The organism is Microcoleus sp. PH2017_24_DOB_U_A (assembly GCF_020738205.1).
In the GTDB taxonomy this organism is placed as follows: Bacteria; Cyanobacteriota; Cyanobacteriia; order Cyanobacteriales; family Microcoleaceae; genus Microcoleus.
This window is the reverse complement of record NZ_JAEQCT010000083.1, coordinates 1-26,585: the sequence shown is the minus strand read 5'-3', so window position 1 is coordinate 26,585 and position 26,585 is coordinate 1. Positions and strand designations below refer to the sequence as shown.

The window sequence follows — 26,585 nt, the reverse complement described above, 5'->3', positions numbered from 1 at the left end:
TTATTGACTGTTGCTATTTATGTTATTATAATCAAATCAGCGTTTCACACAAAAATCCGAAAGTGATATGTCACACTTCACAACGATCAAGGTTCAGATCAAAAACGGCGAACTGCTGCATCAAGTGTTGGAAGAGTTGGGTTATCAAGTAGAGTGCAATGTGCAGGTGCGGGGTTATCATGGCGAGAAAACTAATGCCGAGTACGTGATTCGGCAGTCGAACGGTTACGATTTGGGTTTTCGGCGCAGCGGAGAGGATTATGAATTGGTGGCGGATTTTTGGGGCGCTCGCATTAACCAGCAGGATTTTGTTAATTCAATCAGTCAGAAATACGCGCGCAAAAGTTTGATGGCGGCGGTGGAGTCTGAGGGTTTTAATGTGGAAGAAGAGGAAACTTTGGCGGATGGAACGGTGAGGGTTGTTGTGGGTAGATGGGTTTAAGAATCGCTCTTTCTGAACTCGTTTTTATATACTCAGGACTTACGCAGAATCGGATTCAAAATCAGATTTCTTCGTAAGTCTTAGTACCAAGAATAGAATTACCATGAAATGCGATCGCCCTGAACAACAAATTCAACAGAGTTGGGAAGCTAATGCTGACGCATGGACGCGGGCGATCGAGCAAAATTCGATCGAAAGTCGCCGCGCAGCAACGGATGAGGCTATTCTACAAGCTGTGCTGCGCTACGGGCATCGGCGAGTGCTGGATGTCGGATGCGGTGAAGGTTGGCTGGGGCGCGCCTTAGCAAAGCACGGTGTAGAGGTGGTTGGAGTTGATGCTTCCCGTGGTTTGATCGATCGCGCTCGTGAGAAAAGCAGCGGTTGTTTTCGGGCGATCGGCTACGATGAGATTATTGCCGATCCGCTGGTACTCGGTCAATCCTACGATGGGATTGTCTGCAATTTTTCGCTACTTGGTGAGGAAATTGGAGGTTTATTGCGATCGTTACGCCAAGCCACAGTCTCAGACGGACATTTGTTAATCCAGACAGTTCATCCATTCACAGCGTGTCAGCAACAGCCCTATGTTGACGGATGGAAAATCGAGACTTTCGACAATTTCGGCGGAGCTTTTCGAGAGCCGATGCCCTGGTATTTCCGCACAGTTAGTTCCTGGTTTCAACAAGTATCGAAATCCGGCTGGAGAGTGTGCGAATTCCAGGAACCGATACATCCACAGACGAAGATTCCTCTTTCCATGCTACTAATTTGTCAGTCACCAGACGATTGAAATCGCTTCTACAGGAACAACCAAGTCGGCGAAACGCGAGACTGAAGAGAGGTAATAGAAGGAGATTTGGTATGGGTGCATCTCAATGCAAGCAAATATGTTTGTAGGGGCGAAGCATGACCGCAGTCAATATAAAATTATAACTAATAACTTATATGCGGTCATGCTTCGCCCTCTTCAAAAGTGAGATGCACCCTTTGGTATAATGTGATGGCGAAGGTCGGTGATGTCGATCGATGCTATATAATTAGAGCAAACACGTAAACAAATATTACGAAAAAGAATTACTTACTCATGAAAATTGCCGAACTCAAGATAGCAGTAAAGCAACTTCCACAGAATGAACTCGCAGAGTTTTTTGAATGGCTTGAAGAGTTCCAAGAATCTCTTTGGGATCGGCAAATCGAAGAGGATTTGAAAGCAGGCAAATTTGACCCCTTGATTCGACAAGCAGAACAAGCATTTAGTGAAGGAAAGTGTAGGGAGATTTGAAGCATTTTACATGGAACCTAGTCAGTCACAATCCCCCCAAATCATTACGATTTACAAAGCACCTCAAAAACGCAAAGGTCAGAAATTACTGAAAGAGGGATTTCAACCAGTCGATTTTCCCTACAATCCTCCTTATGTCGATGGAAATTGCTATTTTGCCGGCCCCAACGATCGAAGTATTGCAGAAGAGTATAATCAAAGCTATAAAGAAGGGATACTGGAGGTTTCAATTGATAAGTCAAGTTATGAGCAGTATTTCCAGTCGCTGGAATATCGCTATGATGAGAAAGACGGTTAGGAGCGAATTGAGGTAATTGTACCTCAACGCTTGTTTGCCATACTCAACCAATTTCCACGAGTCCTCAAACCACAGTAAATATTATGGATAGTCAAAGCTGGGAACAAATTAAATTAAAGTACAGATTGGGGCAGTTTTTGCTGGGTCAAGTTGAATATCATGCTCCCTTTGGAGTGTTTGTTAATATTGGTGAAGATGGTGTCAAAGGTTTGATTAAAATTCCAGACTTTTTGGATGAGGGAGAGATGAGTGAAGAGATGTATCCTGAAATCGGTAGTGCGATCGGGGCTATTGTTGTCGGATATAACGAGGGTAATTGTGGTGAAGTATATCTTAGTGCGAAGCCTAGTGTTTTGCATGAAATTCTTGTGCCGCTGAGAAGTCGTCCGGTGCTGGTTTGAAATCATGGCGAAACTTTTATTGCAGGGATTTGCGATCGTTTCCGGCAAGCGCGCGAGAGTAAACAAGGCTATACTAATTGAAATGCTTGTATTATAGCTGTATTCAATTGCTGCATTTGCTGACTTCCTAACTCGCCCAATCGTCTCACTATTAATCTCTGTTCAAGGCTGACAATCCGAGTCACTCTAACTTTAGAAGATACTCTTAATCCCGTGCTAGAAAATTCGGGATATGAAGCATTTAAAGCAAATTCATCTAAACTTAGGCTAGTGACATTTTGCGAAGAAATGAAGCAGATAGTAATTTCATCTATAGTTGAACTTGCCCACAGGACTAAAGCCGGACGTAACTTTTTCTGACTCAAATCTGTAAAGGGAAATTCAGCTAAAACAATATCTCCTTTTTTTAGCTTCACTAAATTGGCTCTCCATCTTCAAGGGTGTAAATATCAGGTTCGTCGTGCAGGAATTGAAATGCTCCACCGGTTTGGGCTAACTGGGCTATTTCCGCAGTAGAAGGATAGGGGATGTTATTAAATAGTTTTGCTTTGATTAGCAATTGCTCTTCTTCAGAGAGTGTCTGGATGATTTGTACCAAGGATTCAATGAGTTTTGTGTTCATAGCTGAAAATATATGAGGATATTTTATTTTACTTCAACAAGGCAACCTTCGATTGCTTCACAAAGGTTTTGCAACAATTCCTCGAAGGTTTCTCCCTCAGTTGCACAGCCAGGAATAGCAGGAACTTCTGCCCAAAATCCGCCTTCTTCTGCTTCGTGGATGATAATTTTGATTGTCAATTTATTCTCCTAGTTTATTCTCAAAACTTACCTCTTTATTACTGTAGCAGACTTTACTCCTCCAAGTCCACCTGCTTCACCTGCTCTAAAGGTATATCTAGTGCTTCGGCAATTTGCTCGTCGCTCAAGCCAAACTGCCGTAATTTATCTATTGTTTCAATCTTAGTTTGATTTTTGGTTTCCTCCTGCAAGTCGGGAGTTTCCGGCTGACTTTGATCTGGGGTAGGAGTTGTTTGTTCGGAACCCATGTTTACACAGCCGATTATATTATTATTGCTATTAAAGCTTCGAGCACCCAAAGAAATATTTAGAGCACCTTGCCGTTCTACGACTGATTTAAGATTTTTTTTATCAACTTCTTCATCAAAGACATCAGATAACATTTGCAAAAGCTCGTAACCTACATCCTTAGCATGACCCGCTGAACAACCACAATTTTCTGCAATGTCATCATACTTTTGACGCTTCAGCGTTCCTTCAATAATTCCGCGCTGCAAGTCATTTAAATGTTTGCCTGTCTTGGCGTAGACAGCATCATCTATAAATTGAAGTATTTCTTGGAGGCGCATCATCCGGGATGTGGGAGGACATTGGTTATTATAGCCGATTTTATCCGTATTTTTCCGTCTTTTTCCGATTTAAAGCTTTACAGAATCTTTACAATAGTTCCGTCTTTTTCCGCTTTTTTCCGCTTTTAAATTTTGAGCGATGGGTTTAGAGTTATTTTATGATGTCTAAATTGAATAAATTACGACTATCTGTTTAAGCGTGTTAAATTTCACGTTCAATGATTTTGCATCTATTTAATATTCCCTAAAGCCTGAAATATTACATGACAATCATAGAAATCCAAGTATGAGAAAAAATCAAATATTATTAGCAATATGTACTATTTCATTGTTATTAATTACTTCTATTCAATCTTTTGCTCAGACATCTCATAAGATATCCGTTCCAGAAGATATTAAACCAAGTTCTGGTACTTATATGACACAACAAGCGCCCATCTTATCACTTACTCCATCACAGAATGTTTTAACACTCAATGATAGCAGTGCTGTGCAGCAAACAAAAAAAGAAACTGATTGGAGTGCCACAATCGCAACAGTAGTTTCTATGCTTGGTCTTGTTATATCTCTTGTTGTGGCTTATACATCGAATCTCAGACCAGCAAATATTCAGTTATGCTTTGGTAGACATCTCATATTTTTTCCTATTTTTATAGACATTCCAACTAATACTCAAACAATTAGAGGAGTAGGGTTCAATCTGCCGCTAACTTTCTACAATTGGAGTCCAAAGGGCGGAACTATTCAGCGGATTCGCTTAGTTATTGGGAGACAGAATCATACTGAAAAATTTTATGACATGACGTGGACTACATTTGTCAAAATTACAGAGGTCGGGAATTTTGTCAATGATAATTTAGCTCAACCAATTGCTGTAAAAGGCATTTCTTCCATAAATAAAGTAATTAGATTTGATTGGATTTCTGAAGGAAATAATTCTTTTGAGGTGCAAACTGGTAATTATGAGCTAAGGATTTATGGATGGACTAAAAACACAAAAAAGCCCAGCTTACAGTATAAAGCATCCTTGAGAATCGAAGATGAGCATTGTCAAACATTTAATAACTATGTAGCAGCTAATATAAGCCGACCTATTTGGCTATCATTGGATGAAAATGAACAGCCAAATCAGCTTCTATTAAGAAGTGGTATAGAGAGATTCTATGAATAGTAGATCTCTTTTTTATTAAGGAGTAGTTTAAATTATGACTGACAATAATAATTCAATTCGTAATGTCGGTGGAAGTGTTTACGGTGGAATGGTTATGGGAAATGTCTATCACCAGCATAGGGCTCTGGGTGAGAATGCCAGATCCGACAAGAACACTTTTGTGCAACGATCAGAACAGAAACATACTCTAGCAGAAGCTGCTGCTCAGATTCAACAACTTGTCAAGCAGTTGGAACAAACTAATCCAACCGCTACAGAGCCTGAAAAAATTGCTTACGTTAACGATGAAACTACCCCCAGTTTCAAGCGTCTTGCGGTTGGTGCATTGCAGGCTGGTGGTGAAGCTGCGATCGAAGAGTTTTTAGACAATCCTTATGTCAATGTCGGGAAGGCGATCGTTAAAGGTTGGATGAAACCAGAATAGATTGTGGTGTGCGAAGTGCGATCGCCCTTACTCAAAAAAACAAAGGGCGATCGCCTTTATTATTCGTCGCTCATCACCCTCGAATCACGTTGACGACAAACCTTTTCCTACAATCTCTCGGATTTCTGTAACAAATTCTGCTGGAGTTTGAATCATTAACCCGCTTTGTGCAGCAACTTCGGACGTAAAATCTTTGGTATTTAAGCTCAACAGGCGATCGACATTTGCCAGAACAGCCGCTGCTAAAATCGGGGTATCTTTAGCTTCAATAATAGCCGCCCACCGCGATGATTCTTCGAGGGATGGATCAGGTTGAATTTCGGGGTTGATAGTAGCTAGCAACTCTGTAAAAATTGGCAGAGATGCAGGTATTTTTTTGCGTATATTCCGATCGCATTCCTTCAAAACTTGGTCAGATATAACCAACTTTAAAAGACCTATTTCAGCCATTGTCAGCACAGCACGACTAGCTCCCGTTCGCGATCCGCATCCGGCAATTAACACGCTGGAGTCTGCAAATATCCTACGCATCAAGACTGTTTCTCCTGCCAAATCGCCTCTCTCTCCGCTTCTAAACCCGCCAATAAATCAGTCAAACCCACATTTTCATTTTCCATAATCGTTGCAATCCGATCGATTAGTTGGGGAACTTGAGGTTGTTTGGGAGCAAGCACAATCAAATTACCTATTTGGAGTAGCACCAGCATATCTCCCCGATCGACCTTGAGAGCATCTTGTAATAACTGGGGAATGGTAATTTCCCCTCCCTGTCCCAGAACAATAGGGAATTGTTGAATCTCTACATCCGTTTCTTGTGAAGTTATTGTCACGACTTTAACCTCAGCCTTTAGTGTTAAGTTTCTAAGACTCTTTATTATAGCAATTTTTGGGCATTTTTTGTCAAACTCCCCTAGAAGTTGCAATTACTACGTTGACCTGCTACCGTTAACATAGACGCATCGTAGGAAAACAACCGATGACACTAACAGAATTACTCCCTACCATTAGACAACTATCTGCGATCGACAAACGAGAGTTAATCCGCATTCTAATGGCGGAAGAGGATATCAGTGACGAACAGGTGTGGAAGGCTCAATTTGAAGCTACAACAGACGCTCAGTGGGATAGTCTAGCTGAGATAGTACGTCAGGAAATCGCTGCTGGTGACATTATTTTTAGCGATCGCTAAGCCACTCCAAAGCCCGTGTACTCGCGCACATAGGTTGCTTGAAATCCCAAGATAATATCCTCCTTTGCCACACCCATTGCCACCAACTCGTGCGCCACTCGCATCTCCGTTGTATTCTGCTGCAACCAAATCTTGCCATCCTTAATATCTAAATGCAGCACGCATCCATACACCCGCCGATGTCCATCCCAACCAACATTCGTCACTTGATAATGATCCCGCTGCGTATCAAAAATTATTTGCGATTCGATCGCACCATTGGAGATCGGAGTTGCCACATATTCAGTCAATAATGCTTGAATCGACTGACGATAATGCTCTAGCTTATCCATTGTACAATCACCTCATTCACTGGATCGTAGACAATGCGGTTAACTTGATGCCGCTCTACCGAAATTTGCAAAAACTCCCGCTGAAAAAAAGCTTCGTGCACCGCAACAGGAACTGCTAAATAAAGCTTGCGATCGGGTTCCTTAAGTTCTAATGCAAGCCGATAATTCAGAAACTGTCCTAATGCCGCATGATAATCCGTAATCGGGGAGTCACCCAAAAATGTTTTAATTTCAACGGCGATTTTTTCTCCTGCCCGTTGTGCTGCGAGTAAACGCTCTGCACCCAAATCAATCTCAAACTTTGCTCAACCGGTTTCTAGCCTCAGCGGATCGTCGGTAATCACCCAATTTTCCTTCTGAAGGGCAAGCTTAACGGCTTCATGAAAGCGATCGCGTGCTGCCATTGTTCCCTTTTGTAACTTTTAACTTTATTGTACTTCCAATCGCATCTATCTGGAAAAGCCCGATCGCCCTTCTGACTCTCAAGAGTGAGGATAGCTCATTATCTTCTCCTACGGGCGATCGCACCCGTCAAGTTCGTAGGCACAAGCTAAGGAAGTAGCCATCGCACCGATGATACAATCGAGACAGCCGTCGCGATTCCCGTTTCCCACCATGACATTCATCAACCCCAAAACCGATTACGCCTTCAAAAAAATCTTCGGTTCTTCAGATAACAAAGGCATACTCATCAGCTTTCTCAACGCCATGATTTACGATGGCAATCCTACCATAGAAGACTTAGAAATTATTAATCCCAATTTGCCCCCAAAAATCACAGGGTTAAAAGATACTTACTTAGATGTGAAAGCCCGACTTGCCGATGGTACTCTCGTCATTATTGAAATGCAGGTATTAAATGTAGAGTTTTTCGGAAAGAGAGTTTTATACAACGCTGCAAAAACCTATGTTTCTCAATTACAGAAAGGACAAGGCTACGGAATGCTGCAACCTGTGATTGCACTGACACTGACTGATTTTGAGATGTTTGAAAATAGCGATCGGGTAATTTCTAGATTTGTTTACAAAGAAGAAACGACTAATCTGAGATATACCGATAATAACATGAAGCTAGTGTTTGTCGAACTCCCGAAATTTACCAAAGATTTGTCACAGTTAGAAACCCTGGTGGATAAATGGATTTATTTCATAAAATATGCTAATACGCTGACACAAATCCCAGAAACAATGGATGTCATTCCAGAGATTCATCAAGCCTTTGATATAGCAAATCAAGTTAATTTAAATCCTGACGAGCTGGACGCTATCGAACGGCAAGAAATGTTTATTTATGACCAACAAGGAGTTATAATCTATGCTGAAAAACAAGCTCGAAAAGAAGCTAAAAAAGAAGCAACACTCGCGATCGCACGGCAGTTACTCGATCGCCTAGATGACGCAACCATAGCCCAAATAACCGGACTCAGCGTTCAGGATGTGCAGAATTTGCGATCGGAAGTTTGATGCGTCGAAAACCAGACATGACATTGTTCCCGTCCAATCTCTTAGTCCGCGCAGGCGGACTTCGTTTGTGTAGAAGCGGTTTCAACCGCCGAATAATAAACTACCTCAAAAACAACTTATAAGCCGGATTCTGACTCTCATCCCCATACTGATAGCCCAGCGTATCCAAAAAAGCCTGCCACTCCTTCATCTCATCTGGTGGTACCTGAATTCCCACCACAATTCGCCCGTAATCTGCGCCGTTATTCCGATAGTGAAAAACGCTGATATTCCAATTAGGACTCATCGAACCCACAAACTTCATCAACGCACCCGGACGTTCGGGAAATTCAAAGCGATAAAATAACTCATGATCCGCCAGCATCGAACGGCCACCCACCATATGTCGCAAGTGCAATTTCGTTAATTCATCATCAGTTAAATCCAAAGTTTTAAAGCCGCAATCTTCAAAACTCGCTGCTATTTTTACCGCATCGGCACGATTTTGAATTTGGACGCCGATAAAAATATGCGCTGCTTTTTCATCCGCAATTCGATAGCTAAATTCAGTTAGATTGCGCTTACCCAAACATTCGCAAAACCTGCGGAGACTTCCCGGTTGTTCGGGAATTGTGACTGCAAAAATCGCTTCCCGACGTTCGCCAAACTCTGCCCTTTCTGCTACAAAACGCAGGCGATCGAAATTCATGTTCGCGCCGCAAGCAACCGCAATTAATGTTTCTCCTGCGACTTGTTCCCGTTCCACATAAGCCTTCGCACCTGCGATCGCCAAAGCGCCAGCAGGTTCTAAGATCGATCGCGTATCCTCAAAAACATCCTTAATCGCCGCACAAATATCATCCGTATCCACCAAAATAATCTCATCCACATACTCCTGACAAAGCCGAAAAGTTTCCTCGCCAACTTCCCGCACCGCCACGCCGTCAGCAAATAAACCCACCTGCGACAACCGCACCCGTTTACCCGCTTTCAGCGATTGATTCATCGCGTCGGAATCCACCGGTTCCACACCAATAATCTTAATTTCCGGGCGCAATCGCTTGATATAAGCTGCAATTCCCGAAATCAATCCACCGCCACCAATTGCTACAAAAATCGCGTGAATCGGTTTTTGATGTTGTCGCAGAATTTCCATGCCGATCGTACCCTGTCCCGCAATCACGTGCGGATCGTCAAAAGGGTGAATAAAAGTCATGCCTTTTTCGACCTCTAATTGGCGCGCAAAAGCGTAGGCATCGTCGTAGGTATCCCCATGCAAAATCACCTCTCCACCGCGCGCTATCACCGCATTTACCTTCACCTGCGGCGTCGTTACGGGCATGACGATAATCGCGCGAGTTCCCAGGTGGCGGGCGGCGAGGGCGACTCCTTGGGCGTGATTGCCGGCGGAAGCTGCGATCGCACCTTGTGCTAGCAAATCCGGCGACAGTTGCGCCATTTTGTTGTACGCGCCCCGCAGTTTGAAGGAAAAGACAGACTGCATATCTTCGCGTTTCAGCAGCAGTTTATTGTTGAGCCGCGTTGATAGATTGGGGGCTACTTCTAGGGGGGATTCTTGAGCAACATCGTAGACGCGGGCGGTGAGGATTTGTACGAGGTAATCGCAAAGCATGGGGTTAGCAGGTTTGTAGGTGCCGGATGGTGGGATAATTGTAGTGTATTTGTGTTAGTGTTTTGCGGGAATTGGCGATCGGACTTCGTGGAATTGGCGATCGCGCGATCGAGCGAACAGATTTAGTTTACTAATAATTTGATTGCGAATTAAAAGGTTGACGTGCAAAAAGTGCGATCGCCCTCAAACCGAAAAAAGAGCGATCGCTCGGCAATGATATAAATGAGATTTAGTCCTGATAATTGCCATCTCCCCAAACCTAATCTGGACGTGCAAAACCCGTTCGAGGGTCACTAATAAACAAACCCAAAACCAGCGAGTCCATCACCGTATCCCAGACAGGAGTCAAACGTTCAGCATCATCAACCCAGTAATCAAAAGTAATCAAACACTGAACATTAGAACCCAATCCGATACAGATTCTCGAATAAGCTTCCCGCTGCTCTGGAGGGTCGATAAACTTAAATTCAGTCCAAACAACCCGAGCAGTTTGTCGCTTCAATTGGATAATATCCCCAGGATCGATCGGATTTCTGGTATCATCTTCAACTATTTTCTGTAATAGCGGCACCAGCGGAAATTCTCCCCAATTACCAGGAGGTAACAAATTAAACGAAACCTCCAAACAACAATCATCATCCGGCGGTTTCTTATCCGTAAACCGGAACGACTTTGTATCCGGTTCAAAATGCCAATCTTGGGGGACATCAAAGCGGACTGCACCTCTTCCAGCGACAAAGATGCGAGTTCCAGGCTTAGATTTCCAATTGTGGTCTTCTTTGAGCTCTAGAGTTTCCTTGAGCCATTCTTGCTTTTTGCGCTTAGACATAAACAGAACACCAAATTACTGCTAATGTATAGTTTGAGACTTGGCAAACACATTTTAACTCTATTTGGCTCCCCCTTTGCTCAAATATCACAATCCTTACAAAAATTATAAATCCATCTCTTCTCTCTCCGCGTTCTCTGCGCCTCTGCGTTAAAAAAATCTTTCACAAATTCCTAATTTTTATTTTTAACTTGAGGAATCACATATCTAATACCGCCTTTATTTCCATCCGCATCGCCCCTGTAGCGGGGGATAACATGAATCGCAGCGTGACTGCGACTTTGACCCGCATCTTTATTAATATTGATACCCACATTAAAACCATCAGGATGAAAATCTTTAATTAACATCTCTTGCACCTTATTCGCCATAAACCAGCAAGCCGATTGCTCTCGAAACGGCAATTCAAAATAATTTGCAGTGTGACGTTTTGGAACAATTAAAACATGACCTTTGCTAGCGGGATAACCGTCAAATATTGCATAGGCTGTCGCTGATTCTGTGACTAAAGTTAAGTTTTTGTACGGATTGCAGAATATGCAGTTATTCGTGGAATTTCTTTGATGGTTGTAATGCACGTATTCGTAGATTTCGCAAGACTCATTTAAGAGAGACGACTTAAAAGGAAGTTTGACAATGCACTGATAGGTAGGTTTTTTGTGGACGTAGTGTTCTCGAAAACCTTCTTTTTTGATATCCCTTCTCACGGCAAAATATGCTTTACCTCCGGGTTTTAACAGGTGTGAGACTTCCATCAGCACATTCGCTTGTTCTTCGGGAAACAAGACATTTAAAACATAAAAGCAAATGATAGTGTCGAATTTATGTTCGGGAAATTCAGGAAAATAATAAGAGTCGTAACCTGCAATATCAAAGCCTTTTTGCTGCAACAATTTAACATCGCTACCGAAGCCGCACCCAAAATCTAAAACTTTACCTTGAAGCAAGTTTTGCTCTAATAAAATTTTTGCCGGGAATGACAGGTAAACTCTTTCAATTGCTGTGAGGTGGCTGAATTTATTTTGTTGCTTCTTCATGGCAGCATAAACTTGATTTAAATCGATATTCTTCAGTCCGCGGAAGCGGACTTTGTTTGTGTAGAAGCGATTTCAATCGCCGAATCTTATCTTAATAACAATTGTACCATTATTGCAGTTTGGCGATCGCCCCTTTGGCCACCAAAACCTTACCAGTCACCAAATCCCTCACCGTAGCCAACAACACCCGCTTCTCATCCACCTCAAAACTCACCGAAACGCGATCGATCCCCAAAACTCCCGGCGGATTCAAATGCGCCACACAAACCTGCTGGTGGTGGCTTTCCAAAGAACGAAAATCGCTGTGTTTGTTGAGCAAACTGCTCGTCATTTGCCCTTTTTCGTTAAAAGTAACCTCCGCTTGCGACACCTCCGCAACTTCTCCAATATCTAACCTAATTTCCCTTTGACCTTCAATGGCAACTTGCAGCGTCAACTCTTCGGAACTTTCACAAGGATACTTCATTTCTTTGCTAAAAATCGGCGAATAAGTATAAGCTTTAGCATAAGGTTCCCAGAGTCGAATTGCATAGCTGTGGCGCAAATAATCGTCAACACTCGCCAATTGTGTCAAGGCTAAAGCGCCGTGGGCTACAGCTTCAAAAGGCTTATCTGTTTTGACTTTTTGTCGCCCAAAATAGGAAACCACTAAATTAGATACAGCCGGAATCATAGAAGTTCCTCCTACCAGCAAAACCTGTTCGATATCTGCTTTACCGATACCTTTTCCCAGCGCAATGCTCAACACTTCATCTAAAGCTTCCCGCAACTGTTCCAACAACTGCCTAGATTCCAGGATTTCTTCAAGCTGATCTCGGTTTAGCACCAAGTCATAGGACATAAAATTCTCATCGTCAAACCAACTTTCCTTCGCCTCATTAACTTGAGAAACTTGAATCTTTAACTTTTCCGCTATCTCCAATAAATTTTGCCAGCCCACGCCACCAACTTCGGCCCGCGACGAACCAATTTGCCGCAAATAATCTTCAACAATCCAGATGTCAATATCTTCACCGCCGACATAAGCATCGGATTTTGCCAAAACTTCGGCGCGCACCCCCCCCAGCCCCCCCTTGCTAAGGGGGGGAGCAAGATTTGTCCCCCCCTTGCTAAGGGGGGGAGCAAGATTTGTCTCCCCTTTACTAAGGGGGGGAGCAAGATTTGTCCCCCCCTTGCTAAGGGGGGGAGCAAGATTTGTCTCCCCTTTGCTAAGGGGGGGAGCAAGATTTGTCTCCCCTTTGCTAAGGGAAGGATCGAAATTTCTCCCCCCCTTTATAAGGGGGGGTAAGGGGGGGGTAACAGCAGTGCGAACCAAACTTAAGTCTAAAGTACCGCCGCCAAAATCGACTACTAAAACCAAAGAACCGGGGCGTTGTACGGCATATCCCAGAGCCGCGGCGGTGGATTCATCTATTAGCTGAACTTCCTCAACTCCGAGAGATTCTGCTAAGTCGCGAAACCAATCAAGATATCGCTCAAATGCTCCGACTGGTACTGTAAAAATTAATTTATCTGGTTGTATGTTTTGCTGATATAATTGTTTCCATATAGTTCTGATAAATTGTTCAGCTACTGATTCCGGCGTGTAGCTTTCACCGTCTATATTGCGGGCCGGGGGCTGATAATCGGCAGCCAAGTCGCGTTTAAAAGCTTTGAAAAAGCGATCGGGCTGGGATTGTCCTAAACGCTGCGATCGCACTTTTTCTCCCAATACCAACTCTCCCGCATTTTTCACAAACACTAAAGTCGGAACTACAGGTATTTCTAGGGCATCTGGGTTCGATTTTTTGGTCTTAAAAATGCGGGACATTTCGCCAAATCTCAAAGTTTCTGGTGTTTGCGTATCCGGGTTGAGAATGCAAACAACCGTGTTGCTGGTACCGAAGTCTATTGCAACTGTAGTCATGTCTATTTTAGATTTTCAATTTAATTTGTTATTCCCGGTGGAAGGCTGCGACTAACTTTAGCTGGAGCAAGAATTTGCTCTCCATCTCGATAGCCGACAAACCGAATATAAACTAACTCTCCTTCTGTTATATCTTCAACATCCGGCTGGTGCAACTGCGGATTGTAAGTCACTTGTTCCCAAGCTGAACCAATTGTTTCAAAATCCCAACTTGACAAGAGATTTTCTAGGGGCGTAAACAAAGCCGAGAGATTTTTGGCGGGCATATTCGGCTTGGCTTCTGCCATTTTGCGGGCGCTGGGATAGTTGGTTAACAAAGTTTGCAACTGTTCAAAGGTGGCGCGGCGAAAATCGGTAGTTAGTTGAGTTTTTTGTTGCTGCAATTCTTCGCGCAGCCGGAAACACTGCTGTTTCAATTCTTCGATTTCGCTGGGATTCGTGGTGATTGCAGCCGATACGGGCAGTGCGCTTAAAGTGCGATCGAATTCCTGGAAATTCAAATTTAGCACAGTTGCCAGCCGCCGCAGTTGGTCTAGCGTGAGTTTTCCCACGTCTCCCTGTCGCACTAAGCGCACCCCGAAGCGACTTAAGCCTGCTTTTTCGCCTAAGTCTTGCCAATCGACGATATCTAGCTGATTCATGCGTTCCCGGAGGATTGTATCGTACTTAAAGTCGATCGCATCTCCGGCCTCGGATGCAGCATAAAGGTACACTAAAATTAGAAAAATGCCCCCGACAGCTAGCGCGATACCGAAGGCAGGCCCTGTTGTTATATCAACTGTTGCACCGAGGAGATAGAACATTGTTAATTTTTCTAAACTTGTTTTAAAGTCTGAGTTTGTTCGGCGGTCAAATTTTCTTCGCCTTCATAGTATTCTGGCAACAACTCTTGAGATTCTACTTGGCCCAGGGCTTTTTCAACTCCGGCAGTGGTTTCGGTGCAACTCGAACCGGTGGCGTTGAGGACGGTTTCAGTAATTTTGCCGTCTTTGCCGATGCGGTATTCTATTTGGCGGTACTCTGCCATAGTTCCTCTTGGTTTAATGCTTGACGGTTGAGTTTTGACTGTTGAGTTATATTATAGATTCTGTTTACCGATTATTCAAATGAATTTTTGTAGCGACAATGCAACCGGGGTTTCGCCGGAAATTATGGCAGCGATTGCAGCGGCTAATTGCGGTGCTGCGATGTCTTACGGAGATGATGAATATACGCAGCGTTTGCAAGTTAAATTCTCGGATTTGTTCGAGACATCGGTGACGGTTTTTCCTGTAGCCACCGGTTCTGCTGCTAATGCTTTGGCCCTGGCGGTGATGACTCCTGCTTACGGGGCTGTTTACTGTCACGCCCAATCTCATATTAATCTGGATGAATGCGGCGCGCCGGAGTTTTTTACGGGCGGTGCAAAGTTAGTGACAGTAACAGGAAATCATGCTAAGATAGAGGCAGAGACTTTAGGTGAAATAGTCGATCGCGCTGGTGCAGGAGTAGTCCACCACGTACAGCCCGCCGCCGTCAGCATCACGCAAGCCACAGAAGCCGGCACAGTATACCATCCAGCGGAAATTGCCCAGATTTCGGAAGTTGTGCGCCACCACAATTTGCACCTACATATGGATGGAGCTCGCTTTGCTAACGCTGTGGCGATTTTGGGCTGTGCTCCTGCGGATATCACTTGGCGCGCAGGCGTGGATATTCTCTCATTTGGAGCGACAAAAAACGGCGCGATGGCTGCGGAAGCTGTGGTATTTTTCGATCAAGAATTAGCAAAGACTTTCCCATTTTACCGCAAGCGCAGCGGGCATCTGTTCTCAAAGATGCGGTTTTTGTCGGCGCAGTTGGAAGCATATATAACGGATGATTTGTGGCTAAAAAATGCGACTCACGCCAATAAGATGGCAGCTAAATTAGCCGAAGGTTTGGCCGGAGTTGAGAAAGTCAAGTTTTGCCATCCCGTCGAAGCTAACGAGATTTTTGTGCAGCTTCCCGAATCTGTAATTGCAGCGGTTTTAGCTGAGGGTTTTCTGTTTTATCGGTGGGATAACTCTACTATTAGACTGGTAACAGCTTTTAATACTAAAGAAGAAGATGTTAATGCTTTCGTGGAAGCTGTTAAACGCTATTCTGTATAAATTTTAAATTGTAAGAGCGGGTTTATTGAACCTTTTCGTGATGATAAATCTTTCTGTGAATACGCCCTTACAGATTTTTATAATTCGGTAGGGGCGGGTTCGCAAACATCTTTAATACCCACAAAAAATTTAGGTAAACCCGCCCCCACACAACCAATAACCCACATCAACGTTAATTTGTATCAAATACTAAAAATGTAGATTTAGATTTATCGTTGGGTGGGGGCGGGTTTTTGAGATTGTTGTTTGTTGGATGAGATTTTTGGCGAACCCGCCCCTACGGTTTGATGCAGAAAATGTAGATGTAAATTTACCGCTGGGTGGGGCAGGTTTTTGAGATTTTCGGTTTTTGGCTGGGATTTTTGGTGAAGTAGACGCCTAGAGTTTAATCGATTCATGAATAGGTTCTGCAACTGCTGCTAATTCGGGTTCCTCTGCTTCGAGGTGCGCTTCCAAAAGCGCCAGATTTCTCATGTTTGACTTATAAAAAGCATCGAAAATATCTCCGACTAAAGGCACTGAGCCAATAACAGCTTCCAAACTAATATTGTAAATCATTTTGCCTAGAGTTTTCGGGGGGAGATTGAATTGAGTTGCTAAGTAAATTAGGTAAGCAGAAAACGCAGTATCTACTATATCCCCAGCACCGGGAACTAAACCGATAATGGGATCTAAACCAATGCGAAATTTAGTACCGGGGATGCCAATGGCGGTATCCATCAGGCGGCTGAGTTTGCGGATGCGGTTGAGAGTGGCAAGACGCTCTATTTTGTTCATATTATTATTGTTGGACTAGCTGGAAAAATTGCCATCAGTCGGAAGACGGAAAAAATATCGCCCTGACAGGTTCGTAGTGAGGACTTCAGTCCTCTTCAAATCAGAGAGGACTGAAGTCCTCACTACGAACTTTATAACAGGTTCGTAGTGAGGACTTCAGTCCTCTTCAAATCAGAGAGGACTGAAGTCCTCACTACAAACTTTATAAGGGTTATTTTATGATATAGTCGGCGACGATCGCAAATTGGGAATTAGCTACGCTTCAATAAACTTAACTATAGTTAAGATGCTTAATTCCCCATTCGTGCATCGAATCAATAATCGGTTTAAGACTTTCGCCCAAAGGTGTGAGCGAATATTCAACTTTCGGCGGAACTTGCAGGTAAATTTCCCGATGAACAATCCCATCTGACTCCATCTCCCGCAACTGCTGCGTCAGCATCTTCTGAGTAATGCCGTTGACAGCTCGTTGCAGCTCATTAAAACGCTTCACTCCTTGAAATAGCTCCCGCAGAATTAAGACTTTCCAGCGCCCGCCAATCACCTCTAAAGTTCTTTCTACCGGGCAATTTGCGCGCTCAATAGTTCCTGCTTTAGCTTGCATAGTATCTTTTTGGTAACTACCGCACTTTTAAGTGCGTACTTCCCATAATAGCTTGACTTGGTTTAAAGTAAAAACATCCGATCAATACCCGAAGTCATTGCCAAATCTAAAATCTAAAATCGAAGGAGGATTGAGAAAATGATTGCAGTCAGAAAAAGTGAAGCAAGAGGACACGCTAATCATGGTTGGCTGGACAGTTACCACACATTTTCTTTTGCCAATTATTACGATCGCAATTATATGAATTTTCGGTCGTTGCGGGTAATCAATGAGGATGTCGTTAACCCCGGCAAAGGTTTCGGCACTCACGGGCACAGCGACATGGAAATCATTACCTATGTACTGGAAGGAGCGTTAGAACACAAAGACAGTTTAGGTACCGGCGCAGTAATCAAACCCGGTGAAGTACAGCGGATGAGTGCAGGTACGGGCATCCAACACAGCGAGTTCAATCCCTCGCAAACTGACCGAGTTCATTTGCTGCAAATCTGGCTGTTGCCCGATACCAATGGCTTAGAGCCGAGTTACGAACAGCGGGATTTTCCCCTAACAGAAAGGCGCGGGAAACTGCGCTTAGTTGCGGCGCGAGATGCGAGAGATGGTGCAGTAAAAGTGCATCAAGATGTCGATTTGTATGCAGCAGTTTTGGATAAAAACTCCCGGGTTTCTCATGTTTTGCAGCCAAATCGCCATGCTTGGATACAAGTTGCTCGCGGTGCTGTTTTGCTCAACGGCTTGACTTTAGAAAAGGGTGACGGTGCGGCGGTTAGTGATGAGGCTGAGTTGGTTATTGAAGCGGCAGAAGATGCGGAGTTTTTGCTGTTCGATCTCGCATAAAATTTAAGGCGAAATCCCCGAATTATTAGAAAAATCGGGGATTTGAGCCACTCGGCGGTTCAAACCGATCCTACACAAACAAAGTCCCTCTCTAAGAGACTAAGAAATTAATTAGCCATCCAAGATTTTGTCCCAAAAATACCTGCGATAAGTTCGGGAATGCCAAAATCAACATCTAAGCTTTCCCAGTGTACGCTGCTACCGGAAGGAGGTAGCCAAAGATCAGCAAGTTGTTCTGGTGAAGCACTTTCTAAGCCTTGTGCAAGCCTCGGAGGAAAACAGAAAATAGCACCGTTTTTGAGTTTGATAACAATTAAATCTTCCGACTGATTGTAATGCACGGATTCGGCACGCGGCTTTATAGCCTCAGCGGTTTTCCATGTTTGCTTGGCTTGGGCTATTCGATCTCGGAGATTTTCCTCTGTTAACTCTTTGTTCCAGTTTCTATATACCATTATAAGTCAAGTTGTAGGGTGCGTCAGTACGAAGTTGAGAGGCTTGTTTGAAATTGCATAAACTGACGCACCTGCTAGCTGTAAGGTGCGTCAGTTCTTAAACTCTCAATTATCCACTAAAAACTCTAACTGACGCACCCTACTAACCTTACATTCTCATTTTGTGTAAAAATATGTTACAAAGCGGAAAACCCATCCGTCCGTTGATAGTTGTAGGGTGCGTCAGTACGAAGTTGAGAGGCTTGTTTGAAATTGCATAAACTGACGCACCCCCTAGCTGTAAGGTGCGTCAGTTCTTAAACTCTCAATTATCCACTAAAAACTCTAGCTGACGCACCCTACTAACCCTTACTTGCAAACACCCTTCCATTCCCAACCACCAACGCGCCACAAACCGGAAAACTAATCCGTCTGTTGATATGTGGGTATGTTAAATTGACACAATCATGAACTACAGCAGAACAATTCCGGCTATTTTGAGTGCTTCGATCGCCCTAAGCACGATCGCCCTCATCCCACTCACCTCACCTCCAATCGCCCTAGCCTTAACCGCCGACGCAGTTAAAACCGTCGCCAAACAAATCACGGTACGGATCCAAGGCACAAAAGGCGGTTCCGGAGTAATTTTAGAAAAACAAGGTAGCACGTACTATATACTCACCAACTGGCACGTAGTCGATAAACCTGGCGATTACGAGGTTGTAACTCCCGACGGTCAAGCTCACTCTGTATCATACGGCCTGGTGCGGCGAATGCCCGGTGCGGATATCGCGATCGTCCCCATCAGCAGCCCTCAAAGCTACCCCCTCGCTCAATTAGCTAATTCCCCAGCAACTCCCGGAAAAAAGGCCTATGTGGCTGGCTGGCCAATATCCGGCGGTTCCCTGAGACAACCGATTTTCATCGCTACCGAAGGTCAATTTACCGGCCGCCAAACTCCATTAAATGGCTATACTTTGGTATACAACAACTTAGTTAGGGCGGGAATGAGCGGCGGCCCAGTGCTTGACGATGCGGGAAAAGTTGTCGCAATTAACGGCATTGTCAGGTTAGAGGACAATTCGGATAAAATCGTGGCAGCGGGAGTAGAAATCAGTAATATCATGAAATGGCGATCGACTATTTCGCTACCAGTCCTTCCCCAATCGCCAACAGCCGCAAATCCGAAAACTCCTGTCAATAATCCGCCTCAGAAGCCCGGAAGTGCGATCGCCTTTGCAGCCACAAATACCCTCAAAGGGCCTTCAGAAGTTGTCAGTTCCCTTGCTCTAGCTTCCACTGCTTTTACCACAGGAAATAGTAACGGCACAATCTCTGTTTGGAACTTCCCCAGCGGGCAATTAAAAACTACGCTGCAAGGACACGCGGAAGCGGTAAACGCCCTGGCATCGAGTGCGGATGGAAACGTGTTAGCTAGCGGCAGTGACGACAAAACTGTAAAAATTTGGAATTTAGAAACAGGCGCGGTTGTCCGCACTTTGAGCGGGCATTCTGGCGCTGTTTCGAGTGTTGCCGTCAGTCCAGACGCTCAATTTGTCGCGAGCGGCAGTTGGGACAAAACGATTAAGATTTGGAATGCGAAAACAGGGGCATTGCTGCGGACTTTAACCGGGCATTCTGGATTAGTGAATGCTGTTGCAATTAGTCCCGATCGCCAAACTTTAGCTAGTGGCAGCAAAGATGGTTCAATTAGGTTGTGGAATTTAACTACAGGTGCAGCAATTCGCACGATTGGCGGCAAGAACTTGTCTGTTTTGTCCCTCGCTTTTACTCCCGATGGCAAAACTTTGGCCGCCGGTAACAGCAACGGTACTGTTGGTTTGTGGAATGTCGGAAACGGTCAATTAATTCGGCGTTTGAGCGGACATACCGATGGAGTTTGGTCGCTGGCAATCAGTCGGGATGGGAGTATACTGGTTACTGGGAGTTGGGATAAGAGTGTAAAACTGTGGGATGTGCGATCGGGTCAATTGAGAGGTAATTTGAGCGGACATTCTGGCTATGTTACTGCTGTAGGAATTAGCGCAGATGCTAAGACTATTGTGAGTGCGGGTTGGTTGGGGGAAATTAAGATTTGGAAAAGAAGTTAAGATTTTTTTAATTAACCGCACAGTGGGGAGTGAATCGGCTATTCAAGCGAGGTAATGGAGGCATCTCAATGAATGCAAATCTCTTCAAAAATGTCTCAAATGAAAAACCTTGTAGTAAAAATCAAAAAAAAGCATGAGGTAATTAAAATCACACCAGCACACCAGCAATCAATATAATCCCACTTAAAAGCGGTGGCAGAAATTATTCACCTAAATATAGATGCAATGGAACTAAAAAGTTTTGAAAGTCTAGAAAAATCTGTACAGCAGGCAATATTATAAAAGTGAGACCAGTAATAGGCAAGTTTTCTTTTCAGCAGAATCAGAAATTAAGGAGCGCAAATTAAATAAATAATTTACACAAGTTTGTGGGATGGCCTCTTCCGCCCGTCCAGAAAGGACGGACGGGCGGGACGCCCATCCCACAAGAGCAATAAAGATTGTAAGTTATTTAATTCTAATTCCTTAGCCCGAGCATGGAAAAATGCGATCTATTAATCAGTGCCAATGAATCTTATCAAATGGCAGAAAAAGATGCGAGAAACTGGGAGCATCTCAGTTTGGCAAAAAGCATTTTTTTATTATAGTGCTGTCCCCGCTCGCGAGTAGAATACGCGAGCGGGGACAGCACTATAAATGCCAAACTGAGATGCTCCCGAGAAACTTTCCTTGGAATCAAAGTTTCTCATAATACGTTACATAGGTTGGTAAAACGACAATACTTTGAATTACCCACGTGACTCACAAGGAATTTAAGAAATTATGGGTGGTCAGTAAACCGATCAAAAGAAGCAGTAAATATTTGGATAAGGCTTGTTTATTTACTTTCAACGGCTCTGAACACAGCAATCCTTCTGACTCTAATGCTACGATAGCTTCATATAAACCTGAATCCGTTACAATATATCAAACTCAATATTACTGTCAACTGGACAGGGATAATGTCAATAGCCGATCGCGCGCGCAGTTTCGGTGCGACTGGGATTAAGCGTTACGGCTTAAAGCTTTCAGGGTTCAGCCAATACAACAGAAGAGCTTTCAAGAATGCTATGGTTGGGCGGACACTTGCACTCTACTGCACTCAACACCAAAACCACGATCGCGATCGCCCTTGAATTTGCATTCAGCACAATGTTCAGGCATACTGCATAATTAAAAAGCTTTATTTTTAGTCCATAACCCCCAACCATGAGAACTTACTACTGCGGCGAACTGCGAAGCGAACACATCGGACAAACTGTCACCCTCTACGGATGGGTGGATCGCCGCCGCGATCATGGCGGGGTGATTTTTCTCGATTTGCGCGATCGATCGGGCTTAGTGCAAATTGTCAGCGATCCCCAACGCACCCCAGATTCCTATCACGGGGCTGAGGCTTTGCGCGGCGAATACGTGGTGAGAATTACAGGTAGAGTCACCAGCCGCCCCGCAGATTCCCTCAACCCTAAATTGCCTACGGGTGAAGTAGAAATTTATGCTGACGAGATTGAATTGTTGAATGCGGTTCGCAAACAGTTACCATTTCAGGTTTCGACGGCGGATAATGAAAGCGTGCGGGAAGATTTGCGCTTGAAGTATCGCTATTTGGACTTGCGGCGCGATCGCATGAGTCGAAATTTGCAGCTTCGTCACCAGGTGATCAAAGCTATGCGTCGCCACCTCGAAGACGTTGGCGGTTTTATTGAAGTTGAAACACCGATTTTAACGCGATCGACTCCCGAAGGTGCGAGAGATTATTTGGTTCCCAGTCGCGTCAATTTGGGCGAATGGTATGCTTTGCCGCAGTCGCCACAATTGTTCAAACAATTGCTGATGGTTTCGGGTTTAGACAGATATTATCAAATTGCCCGCTGCTTCCGCGATGAAGATTTGCGCGCTGACAGACAGCCGGAATTTACGCAATTGGACATGGAAATGAGTTTCATGTCTGTGGAAGAAATCCTCGAATTAAATGAAGGTTTAGTCTGCAATATTTTCCAAAGTGTGAAAGGCGTGGAATTGCCTCGTCCTTTCCCGCGTTTGACTTACGCCGAAGCGATGGATCGTTATGGTAGCGATAAACCAGATACTCGCTTCGGTATGGAATTAGTCGATGTTTCCGATTTGATGAAAGATTCGGGATTTAAGGTGTTTTCCGGTGCGGTTGCTGCGGGCGGAATTGTGAAAATTTTGCCAATTCCGGGCGGGAATGATGCGATTTCTAATGTGCGAATTAAGCCGGGTGGCGATTTGTTTAAGGAAGCCAGCGAAGCCGGGGCTAAGGGATTAGCTTATATCCGGGTGCGGGAGAATGGCGAAATTGATACGATCGGCGCAATTAAGGATAATTTAACAGAAGCTCAAAAACAGGAGTTGCTCGATCGCACTGGCGCACAACCAGGTCATTTGTTGTTATTTGCAGCAGCCGATGTCACAACTGTCAATAAGACTTTGGATAGATTGCGTTTGTGCATCGGTAACGAATTGGGATTGATTGACAAAGACAAGATGAATTTGCTGTGGGTGACAGAGTTTCCGATGTTTGAATGGAACGCTGATGAGAAGCGTTTGGAAGCATTGCACCACCCATTTACAGCCCCGCATCCCGATGATATTGACGATCTGAAGACTGCGAGAGCTCAAGCTTACGATTTGGTGTTAAACGGCACAGAAGTCGGTGGTGGTTCTCTGCGGATTTACCAGCGGGATGTTCAGGAAAGGGTGTTTGAGGCGATCGGCTTATCGACTGAGGAAGCTTACAATAAGTTTGGCTTTTTGTTGGATGCGTTTGAGTATGGAACTCCTCCCCACGGCGGAATTGCCTATGGTGTCGATCGCCTGGTAATGTTGTTGGCTGGCGAGGAGTCGATTCGGGATGTGATTGCGTTTCCGAAGACGCAGCAAGCGCGTTGTATTTTGGCGAATGCGCCGTCTGGTGTGGATGAGAAGCAGATGAAGGAGTTGCAAGTGCGATCGACTTATGTACCGAAGACATAGGTATGTAAAACACCTTCAATGAATAGTGGATGGGTGGCGAGAAACCGGGTTTTTTCCAGAATACTCGTCACACCTCCCAGAAACTGCGAAAAACCCGGTTTCTTTGATTTGTGGGTAGTCAGAAATCGGGTTTTTTCCGAGAATACTTCGTTGTCATTAAACTAAAAACGTTATAATTATCATAATCAAAAATAGGTAAAAACTATTCGTTTCCCAAGTTACGGATCGACAAATTGCGATCGTGGCTGGTAAGTATCATTACAATGAGATGAAAGATTAACCATGAAAACCCCCGTTGAACTTAACGAAGAGTTGGTTAAAGAAGCCTTTCGCTTAACCAATTTCAAGACAGAACAAGAACTGATTGACTTTGCTTTGCAAGAATTAATTCGCACCCGTAAAAAGCGAAACCTACTGGATTTAAGCGGACAAATTCAATTTTCGAGCGACTACGATTACAAAGCCTTGCGGGAAAACCGAAGCGAAGCATCTCCGTTGAAATGCGTAAGTCATAATTATGAAACACATTGACAATTTAACCATCCATCGGTTCCGAGGCCTGCGAGATTTAACCTTGCAGGGCTTGGGCCAGATCAACATTTTGGTTGGCGGGAATAACTCAGGTAAAACCAGTGTTTTAGAGGCGATATCAACCTATTGTCAGCCGTTGGATATCGGAGAATGGTTGAAAACAGCAGGGCGCCGAGAAATCAAGGCCTCTCCCAAAATTCCATTAGATGCTTTCAAGTGGTTATTTCCTCAAAAGAATGAAGTACCTAAACCCATTCTTTACCTAGGGGAAACCTATATTTCTGGGAATGGTAGCTTCCAAGTTGTAGAATCTAGGGCAGTCTATAATGAGATAGAAATGCTATTTCAATCAGAAAAAGATATCGAAGATAGCACTGAAGATTGGCTAGAATCTTATGAAGATCTTGAATATAAGAGTATACGTGGTGCCAACATAGAACTCAAAGCAATACTTCGCGATCCGCCAGAAGGTATCGTACTTTTCTTAGGGAATGAAGTATCAGAAAATTTTGAAATATGGCCACGTCAAAGGCTGATAAGTCAGTCTAATCATTTATACCCAAGATTGCCAATTAATATGGTCACACCTGTTTCTCACAGGATGGAAAAATTAGAGTCTCATCTTCTATCGCAGGCAATACTACGGGGATTGAAAGACGAGGTAATTAAATTACTTCAGATTGTAGATGCGGAAATAGTAGACTTGGAAATTTTATCACTTGGAGAGTTTAGTCCAAGTATCTATATCAACCATAAAGTATTAGGATTTTCACCATTAAGCTCTTTTGGTGATGGAGTACGTCGCTTGCTATTTATTTCTTTAACATTGGCAAAAGTCAGAGGTGGAGTGTTGCTAATTGACGAAATAGAAACAGCAATTCATACTGAAGCACTTCGCAGTTCCTTTGCTTGGATTGTGCAGTGGTGCAAGCAGATGAATGTTCAGTTATTTGCAACTACCCACAGTTTAGAAGCAATTGATGCGATGTTGGATGCTAGCGATTCGGAGACTGATGTAGTTCTTTATCGTTTAGAAAAACGGGATTCACAAACTAAAGCAGTTAGAATTGAACGGGAAAAATTGCAAAGATTGCGGGAGGATTTGGGTCAGGAGGTGCGCGTGTGAAATACGCCATTATTGGAGTAGAAGGGCCTCATGACCAGGCATTTACAGGGAAGGTTCTGAAGCTTTTGGGTTTTAAAGATTTTAGAGAAGAGTGGAACAAATTGGATAAGTTGACAAGATTGGATATGTCAAAAGAATTGGAAAGTAAATTTGACAAATTTTGGCATAAGTTTATTCCCCGTTATCCCAAACAAGGAGATTTGTACAAACGTCTTGATATGCCATCTATTTTGTTTAATGATACTGTCTCCGTAGTAATTTATGCTGGTGAAGGAAGCAACCTTGTTACTAATCTAGATGATATATTATCTAATAATTCTGAGTATCAAACAAACTTGTCGGCATTTGGCATAGTTACCGATTGTGATAATAAGTCAAATCCCAATAAAATTGTTTCAGAATATACTAATAAATTCCGCAACTACTTTCCTGATTTGCCCGATCGAGCGGGTGTTGTCAATTCTAATAGCCCGCGTACAGGAATTTATATTTTGCCAGATAACGCTTCGCCCGGTGTGTTGGATACTTTGCTGTGTGAGTGCGGACAGATAGCTTATCCCGCGTACATGAAAAGAGCTAATTCTTATCTAGATTCTTATCTAGATGAGTTTTCCGATCTCGATGAATTTTCTCAAAAAGAGATAAGATCTTTAAACTGGAAAAATTTCGATCGCGAAAAAGCTTTAGTTGCTACTGTTGTCAGTGTTCTCAAACCGGGGAAGACTAATACAACAAGTATTGCTGATAATAATTGGGTGAGTAAAGAGACACAGCAGCAGGTTCCTGCTTTGGCAAATTTTATTGAGTTTTTGAGGCAACTTTTGGAGTTGAGTTGATAAACACGATCGAATCTGGTACATTGTACGCAATATCTGTAAGGACACAGCAATGCTGTGTCCCTACTGGGGAACTTTTGAAAAGTGCGATCGACCTCCACAATCATTCTTACCAGTAACGAGTTAAAATCCGAATCACCTCACCCGCTAGAGGCGACGGTACAGGCGGACTCCACTCTCCAACTTGTGCAAAACCCAAAACGTGCAGCAGATTAACAATGCTGTCTACCCCTTTGGGAACGCCACACAACAACAAACGAATCGGTTTTTTGCCTTGAGGTACATCAGGAATTTCTTCCCGGAGCAGTTCGGGAACGGACTTGGGCTGTGATATCATAGGGTTTGAATTACACGAATAGTGGAATTGCTATCCACCAATCACCGGACATAACAGGACAACCAGTACCTAAAGGTGAAGAGATAGCCAGCCTCAGTTACAACTACGTTTTGAGGGTGATGACACC

At 43.8% G+C, this 26,585-nt stretch carries 34 protein-coding genes and 1 pseudogene; 17 read left to right on the top strand and 18 right to left on the bottom strand.

Going from position 1 to position 26,585, the window contains the following annotated elements; all coding sequences use genetic code 11:
- Window positions 1–67: 67 nt before the first annotated feature.
- The 5 genes from JGK07_RS22855 (at window position 68) to JGK07_RS22835 (ending at window position 2,423) form a co-directional block, all read left to right on the top strand.
- Window positions 68–442 (top strand): DUF1257 domain-containing protein, encoded by a 375-nt coding sequence (locus tag JGK07_RS22855; RefSeq protein ID WP_293177300.1) that lies wholly within the window; start codon window positions 68–70, stop codon window positions 440–442.
- Window positions 443–545: 103 nt separating this feature from the next.
- Entirely contained in the window at window positions 546–1,232 is a 687-nt protein-coding gene (locus JGK07_RS22850; protein WP_293242078.1) for a class I SAM-dependent methyltransferase, read from the top strand.
- A gap of 294 nt (window positions 1,233–1,526) precedes the next feature.
- Entirely contained in the window at window positions 1,527–1,724 is a 198-nt protein-coding gene (locus JGK07_RS22845) for a hypothetical protein (protein WP_293242075.1), read from the top strand.
- Entirely contained in the window at window positions 1,699–2,022 is a 324-nt protein-coding gene (locus JGK07_RS22840; RefSeq protein WP_293242072.1) for a hypothetical protein, read from the top strand. Before JGK07_RS22845 ends, JGK07_RS22840 begins: the two co-directional genes overlap by 26 nt.
- Before the next feature lie 83 nt (window positions 2,023–2,105).
- Complete coding sequence (locus JGK07_RS22835; RefSeq protein ID WP_293242069.1) at window positions 2,106–2,423, top strand: RNA-binding protein; 318 nt, start codon at window positions 2,106–2,108, stop codon at window positions 2,421–2,423.
- 68 nt (window positions 2,424–2,491) lie between these two features.
- On the opposite strand, the gene JGK07_RS22830 is transcribed toward JGK07_RS22835, so the two are convergent.
- The 4 genes from JGK07_RS22830 to JGK07_RS22815 are packed head-to-tail and all read right to left on the bottom strand — an operon-like array spanning window position 2,492 to window position 3,796.
- Entirely contained in the window at window positions 2,492–2,839 is a 348-nt protein-coding gene (locus JGK07_RS22830; RefSeq protein ID WP_293242066.1) for a type II toxin-antitoxin system PemK/MazF family toxin, read from the bottom strand.
- Window positions 2,839–3,045 carry a hypothetical protein gene (locus JGK07_RS22825; RefSeq protein WP_293242063.1) on the bottom strand — a complete coding sequence of 69 codons (207 nt, stop codon included), beginning with the start codon at window positions 3,043–3,045 and terminating at the stop codon, window positions 2,839–2,841. Before JGK07_RS22825 ends, JGK07_RS22830 begins: the two co-directional genes overlap by 1 nt.
- Before the next feature lie 23 nt (window positions 3,046–3,068).
- Window positions 3,069–3,224: a type II toxin-antitoxin system HicB family antitoxin gene (locus tag JGK07_RS22820; protein ID WP_293242060.1), complete on the bottom strand. Its 156-nt coding sequence runs from the start codon at window positions 3,222–3,224 to the stop codon at window positions 3,069–3,071.
- Between the two features lie 53 nt (window positions 3,225–3,277).
- Entirely contained in the window at window positions 3,278–3,796 is a 519-nt protein-coding gene (locus JGK07_RS22815) for a hypothetical protein (protein ID WP_366934324.1), read from the bottom strand.
- 283 nt (window positions 3,797–4,079) lie between these two features.
- On the opposite strand from JGK07_RS22815, the gene JGK07_RS22810 reads away from it, so the two are divergent.
- Together JGK07_RS22810 and JGK07_RS22805 are read left to right on the top strand one after the other, a co-directional pair.
- On the top strand, window positions 4,080–4,964 hold the full coding sequence (locus JGK07_RS22810) for a hypothetical protein (RefSeq protein WP_293242057.1): 885 nt from the start codon (window positions 4,080–4,082) through the stop codon (window positions 4,962–4,964).
- Between the two features lie 34 nt (window positions 4,965–4,998).
- The gene (locus JGK07_RS22805) at window positions 4,999–5,388 is read left to right on the top strand and encodes a hypothetical protein (RefSeq protein WP_293242054.1); all 390 of its coding nucleotides are present in this window, start codon (window positions 4,999–5,001) and stop codon (window positions 5,386–5,388) included.
- Window positions 5,389–5,472: 84 nt separating this feature from the next.
- Here JGK07_RS22805 and JGK07_RS22800 read toward each other — a convergent pair whose 3' ends face one another.
- Window positions 5,473–5,919 (bottom strand): PIN domain-containing protein, encoded by a 447-nt coding sequence (locus JGK07_RS22800; RefSeq protein WP_293196856.1) that lies wholly within the window; start codon window positions 5,917–5,919, stop codon window positions 5,473–5,475.
- Complete coding sequence (locus JGK07_RS22795; protein WP_293190448.1) at window positions 5,919–6,218, bottom strand: hypothetical protein; 300 nt, start codon at window positions 6,216–6,218, stop codon at window positions 5,919–5,921. The genes JGK07_RS22800 and JGK07_RS22795 overlap by 1 nt, the downstream gene beginning before the upstream one ends.
- A gap of 146 nt (window positions 6,219–6,364) precedes the next feature.
- Here JGK07_RS22795 and JGK07_RS22790 point away from each other — a divergent pair, with 146 nt between their 5' ends.
- Window positions 6,365–6,577, top strand: coding sequence for a hypothetical protein (locus tag JGK07_RS22790; protein WP_293190449.1), 213 nt, complete (start codon window positions 6,365–6,367; stop codon window positions 6,575–6,577).
- On the opposite strand, the gene JGK07_RS22785 is transcribed toward JGK07_RS22790, so the two are convergent.
- Window positions 6,574–6,909 (bottom strand): XisI protein, encoded by a 336-nt coding sequence (locus JGK07_RS22785; protein WP_293177271.1) that lies wholly within the window; start codon window positions 6,907–6,909, stop codon window positions 6,574–6,576. The genes JGK07_RS22790 and JGK07_RS22785 overlap by 4 nt on opposite strands.
- Window positions 6,897–7,313: pseudogene (locus tag JGK07_RS22780) on the bottom strand (XisH family protein). Before JGK07_RS22780 ends, JGK07_RS22785 begins: the two are co-directional and overlap by 13 nt.
- A gap of 211 nt (window positions 7,314–7,524) precedes the next feature.
- On the opposite strand from JGK07_RS22780, the gene JGK07_RS22775 reads away from it, so the two are divergent.
- Window positions 7,525–8,373 (top strand): Rpn family recombination-promoting nuclease/putative transposase, encoded by an 849-nt coding sequence (locus JGK07_RS22775; RefSeq protein ID WP_293190450.1) that lies wholly within the window; start codon window positions 7,525–7,527, stop codon window positions 8,371–8,373.
- 100 nt (window positions 8,374–8,473) lie between these two features.
- On the opposite strand, the gene ilvA is transcribed toward JGK07_RS22775, so the two are convergent.
- From ilvA to JGK07_RS22745, 6 genes are all read right to left on the bottom strand, one after another.
- Window positions 8,474–10,021: a threonine ammonia-lyase, biosynthetic gene (gene ilvA / locus JGK07_RS22770; RefSeq protein ID WP_293212142.1), complete on the bottom strand. Its 1,548-nt coding sequence runs from the start codon at window positions 10,019–10,021 to the stop codon at window positions 8,474–8,476.
- Window positions 10,022–10,244: 223 nt separating this feature from the next.
- Window positions 10,245–10,814, bottom strand: coding sequence for a hypothetical protein (locus JGK07_RS22765; RefSeq protein ID WP_293217370.1), 570 nt, complete (start codon window positions 10,812–10,814; stop codon window positions 10,245–10,247).
- Window positions 10,815–10,987: 173 nt separating this feature from the next.
- On the bottom strand, window positions 10,988–11,851 hold the full coding sequence (locus JGK07_RS22760) for a bifunctional class I SAM-dependent methyltransferase/HIT family protein (RefSeq protein WP_293224823.1): 864 nt from the start codon (window positions 11,849–11,851) through the stop codon (window positions 10,988–10,990).
- A gap of 109 nt (window positions 11,852–11,960) precedes the next feature.
- Window positions 11,961–13,757, bottom strand: a complete 1,797-nt coding sequence (locus tag JGK07_RS22755; RefSeq protein ID WP_293177257.1) for an Hsp70 family protein — start codon at window positions 13,755–13,757, stop codon at window positions 11,961–11,963.
- Between the two features lie 20 nt (window positions 13,758–13,777).
- A complete protein-coding gene (locus JGK07_RS22750; protein WP_293177255.1) occupies window positions 13,778–14,560 on the bottom strand; it encodes an XRE family transcriptional regulator in 783 nt (260 codons plus the stop codon).
- 11 nt (window positions 14,561–14,571) lie between these two features.
- Complete coding sequence (locus JGK07_RS22745; RefSeq protein WP_293177253.1) at window positions 14,572–14,784, bottom strand: DUF2997 domain-containing protein; 213 nt, start codon at window positions 14,782–14,784, stop codon at window positions 14,572–14,574.
- A 79-nt stretch (window positions 14,785–14,863) separates the two neighbouring features.
- Between JGK07_RS22745 and JGK07_RS22740 the strand changes: the two genes are divergently transcribed.
- Window positions 14,864–15,889 (top strand): low specificity L-threonine aldolase, encoded by a 1,026-nt coding sequence (locus JGK07_RS22740; RefSeq protein WP_293224821.1) that lies wholly within the window; start codon window positions 14,864–14,866, stop codon window positions 15,887–15,889.
- A 378-nt stretch (window positions 15,890–16,267) separates the two neighbouring features.
- Here the strand turns inward: JGK07_RS22740 and JGK07_RS22735 are convergent, their stop codons facing one another.
- Complete coding sequence (locus JGK07_RS22735; protein WP_293190456.1) at window positions 16,268–16,666, bottom strand: DUF4112 domain-containing protein; 399 nt, start codon at window positions 16,664–16,666, stop codon at window positions 16,268–16,270.
- Window positions 16,667–16,937: 271 nt separating this feature from the next.
- Window positions 16,938–17,270, bottom strand: a complete 333-nt coding sequence (locus tag JGK07_RS22730; RefSeq protein WP_293177247.1) for a helix-turn-helix domain-containing protein — start codon at window positions 17,268–17,270, stop codon at window positions 16,938–16,940.
- Between the two features lie 138 nt (window positions 17,271–17,408).
- On the opposite strand from JGK07_RS22730, the gene JGK07_RS22725 reads away from it, so the two are divergent.
- Window positions 17,409–18,107 carry a pirin family protein gene (locus JGK07_RS22725; protein ID WP_293205315.1) on the top strand — a complete coding sequence of 233 codons (699 nt, stop codon included), beginning with the start codon at window positions 17,409–17,411 and terminating at the stop codon, window positions 18,105–18,107.
- A 107-nt stretch (window positions 18,108–18,214) separates the two neighbouring features.
- Here the strand turns inward: JGK07_RS22725 and JGK07_RS22720 are convergent, their stop codons facing one another.
- Complete coding sequence (locus tag JGK07_RS22720) at window positions 18,215–18,562, bottom strand: DUF2442 domain-containing protein (RefSeq protein ID WP_293177243.1); 348 nt, start codon at window positions 18,560–18,562, stop codon at window positions 18,215–18,217.
- A gap of 446 nt (window positions 18,563–19,008) precedes the next feature.
- Between JGK07_RS22720 and JGK07_RS22715 the strand changes: the two genes are divergently transcribed.
- The 6 genes from JGK07_RS22715 to JGK07_RS22690 all read left to right on the top strand — a co-directional run bounded on the left by JGK07_RS22715 (window position 19,009) and on the right by JGK07_RS22690 (window position 26,121).
- The gene (locus tag JGK07_RS22715) at window positions 19,009–20,652 is read left to right on the top strand and encodes a trypsin-like peptidase domain-containing protein (protein WP_293224819.1); all 1,644 of its coding nucleotides are present in this window, start codon (window positions 19,009–19,011) and stop codon (window positions 20,650–20,652) included.
- Between the two features lie 941 nt (window positions 20,653–21,593).
- Entirely contained in the window at window positions 21,594–21,767 is a 174-nt protein-coding gene (locus JGK07_RS22710; RefSeq protein ID WP_293177239.1) for a hypothetical protein, read from the top strand.
- A 73-nt stretch (window positions 21,768–21,840) separates the two neighbouring features.
- The gene (gene aspS / locus JGK07_RS22705) at window positions 21,841–23,628 is read left to right on the top strand and encodes an aspartate--tRNA ligase (protein ID WP_293212116.1); all 1,788 of its coding nucleotides are present in this window, start codon (window positions 21,841–21,843) and stop codon (window positions 23,626–23,628) included.
- Between the two features lie 282 nt (window positions 23,629–23,910).
- Window positions 23,911–24,159, top strand: a complete 249-nt coding sequence (locus JGK07_RS22700; RefSeq protein ID WP_293177235.1) for a type II toxin-antitoxin system VapB family antitoxin — start codon at window positions 23,911–23,913, stop codon at window positions 24,157–24,159.
- On the top strand, window positions 24,146–25,285 hold the full coding sequence (locus JGK07_RS22695; protein WP_293224817.1) for an ATP/GTP-binding protein: 1,140 nt from the start codon (window positions 24,146–24,148) through the stop codon (window positions 25,283–25,285). The genes JGK07_RS22700 and JGK07_RS22695 overlap by 14 nt, the downstream gene beginning before the upstream one ends.
- Complete coding sequence (locus tag JGK07_RS22690) at window positions 25,282–26,121, top strand: DUF3226 domain-containing protein (protein WP_293177231.1); 840 nt, start codon at window positions 25,282–25,284, stop codon at window positions 26,119–26,121. The genes JGK07_RS22695 and JGK07_RS22690 overlap by 4 nt, the downstream gene beginning before the upstream one ends.
- Window positions 26,122–26,230: 109 nt before the next feature.
- Here the strand turns inward: JGK07_RS22690 and JGK07_RS22685 are convergent, their stop codons facing one another.
- Window positions 26,231–26,458: a hypothetical protein gene (locus JGK07_RS22685; protein ID WP_293177229.1), complete on the bottom strand. Its 228-nt coding sequence runs from the start codon at window positions 26,456–26,458 to the stop codon at window positions 26,231–26,233.
- Window positions 26,459–26,585 lie beyond the last annotated feature (127 nt).

What these genes read in the sequence shown, in the direction of transcription:
- JGK07_RS22750 (WP_293177255.1), bottom strand. Translation starts at nt 14,560, where the DNA reads ATGTTCTATCTCCTCGGTGCAACAGTTGATATAACAACAGGGCCTGCC.
- JGK07_RS22735 (WP_293190456.1), bottom strand. Translation starts at nt 16,666, where the DNA reads ATGAACAAAATAGAGCGTCTTGCCACTCTCAACCGCATCCGCAAACTC.
- JGK07_RS22765 (WP_293217370.1), bottom strand. Translation starts at nt 10,814, where the DNA reads ATGTCTAAGCGCAAAAAGCAAGAATGGCTCAAGGAAACTCTAGAGCTC.
- JGK07_RS22710 (WP_293177239.1), top strand. Translation starts at nt 21,594, where the DNA reads ATGTCAATAGCCGATCGCGCGCGCAGTTTCGGTGCGACTGGGATTAAG.
- JGK07_RS22720 (WP_293177243.1), bottom strand. Translation starts at nt 18,562, where the DNA reads ATGGTATATAGAAACTGGAACAAAGAGTTAACAGAGGAAAATCTCCGA.
- JGK07_RS22825 (WP_293242063.1), bottom strand. Translation starts at nt 3,045, where the DNA reads ATGAACACAAAACTCATTGAATCCTTGGTACAAATCATCCAGACACTC.
- JGK07_RS22835 (WP_293242069.1), top strand. Translation starts at nt 2,106, where the DNA reads ATGGATAGTCAAAGCTGGGAACAAATTAAATTAAAGTACAGATTGGGG.
- JGK07_RS22695 (WP_293224817.1), top strand. Translation starts at nt 24,146, where the DNA reads ATGAAACACATTGACAATTTAACCATCCATCGGTTCCGAGGCCTGCGA.
- JGK07_RS22700 (WP_293177235.1), top strand. Translation starts at nt 23,911, where the DNA reads ATGAAAACCCCCGTTGAACTTAACGAAGAGTTGGTTAAAGAAGCCTTT.
- JGK07_RS22775 (WP_293190450.1), top strand. Translation starts at nt 7,525, where the DNA reads ATGACATTCATCAACCCCAAAACCGATTACGCCTTCAAAAAAATCTTC.
- JGK07_RS22730 (WP_293177247.1), bottom strand. Translation starts at nt 17,270, where the DNA reads ATGCAAGCTAAAGCAGGAACTATTGAGCGCGCAAATTGCCCGGTAGAA.
- JGK07_RS22745 (WP_293177253.1), bottom strand. Translation starts at nt 14,784, where the DNA reads ATGGCAGAGTACCGCCAAATAGAATACCGCATCGGCAAAGACGGCAAA.
- JGK07_RS22715 (WP_293224819.1), top strand. Translation starts at nt 19,009, where the DNA reads ATGAACTACAGCAGAACAATTCCGGCTATTTTGAGTGCTTCGATCGCC.
- JGK07_RS22790 (WP_293190449.1), top strand. Translation starts at nt 6,365, where the DNA reads ATGACACTAACAGAATTACTCCCTACCATTAGACAACTATCTGCGATC.
- JGK07_RS22740 (WP_293224821.1), top strand. Translation starts at nt 14,864, where the DNA reads ATGAATTTTTGTAGCGACAATGCAACCGGGGTTTCGCCGGAAATTATG.
- JGK07_RS22850 (WP_293242078.1), top strand. Translation starts at nt 546, where the DNA reads ATGAAATGCGATCGCCCTGAACAACAAATTCAACAGAGTTGGGAAGCT.
- JGK07_RS22810 (WP_293242057.1), top strand. Translation starts at nt 4,080, where the DNA reads ATGAGAAAAAATCAAATATTATTAGCAATATGTACTATTTCATTGTTA.
- JGK07_RS22845 (WP_293242075.1), top strand. Translation starts at nt 1,527, where the DNA reads ATGAAAATTGCCGAACTCAAGATAGCAGTAAAGCAACTTCCACAGAAT.
- JGK07_RS22685 (WP_293177229.1), bottom strand. Translation starts at nt 26,458, where the DNA reads ATGATATCACAGCCCAAGTCCGTTCCCGAACTGCTCCGGGAAGAAATT.
- JGK07_RS22785 (WP_293177271.1), bottom strand. Translation starts at nt 6,909, where the DNA reads ATGGATAAGCTAGAGCATTATCGTCAGTCGATTCAAGCATTATTGACT.
- JGK07_RS22725 (WP_293205315.1), top strand. Translation starts at nt 17,409, where the DNA reads ATGATTGCAGTCAGAAAAAGTGAAGCAAGAGGACACGCTAATCATGGT.
- JGK07_RS22755 (WP_293177257.1), bottom strand. Translation starts at nt 13,757, where the DNA reads ATGACTACAGTTGCAATAGACTTCGGTACCAGCAACACGGTTGTTTGC.
- JGK07_RS22855 (WP_293177300.1), top strand. Translation starts at nt 68, where the DNA reads ATGTCACACTTCACAACGATCAAGGTTCAGATCAAAAACGGCGAACTG.
- JGK07_RS22805 (WP_293242054.1), top strand. Translation starts at nt 4,999, where the DNA reads ATGACTGACAATAATAATTCAATTCGTAATGTCGGTGGAAGTGTTTAC.
- JGK07_RS22760 (WP_293224823.1), bottom strand. Translation starts at nt 11,851, where the DNA reads ATGAAGAAGCAACAAAATAAATTCAGCCACCTCACAGCAATTGAAAGA.
- JGK07_RS22815 (WP_366934324.1), bottom strand. Translation starts at nt 3,796, where the DNA reads ATGATGCGCCTCCAAGAAATACTTCAATTTATAGATGATGCTGTCTAC.
- aspS (WP_293212116.1), top strand. Translation starts at nt 21,841, where the DNA reads ATGAGAACTTACTACTGCGGCGAACTGCGAAGCGAACACATCGGACAA.
- JGK07_RS22800 (WP_293196856.1), bottom strand. Translation starts at nt 5,919, where the DNA reads ATGCGTAGGATATTTGCAGACTCCAGCGTGTTAATTGCCGGATGCGGA.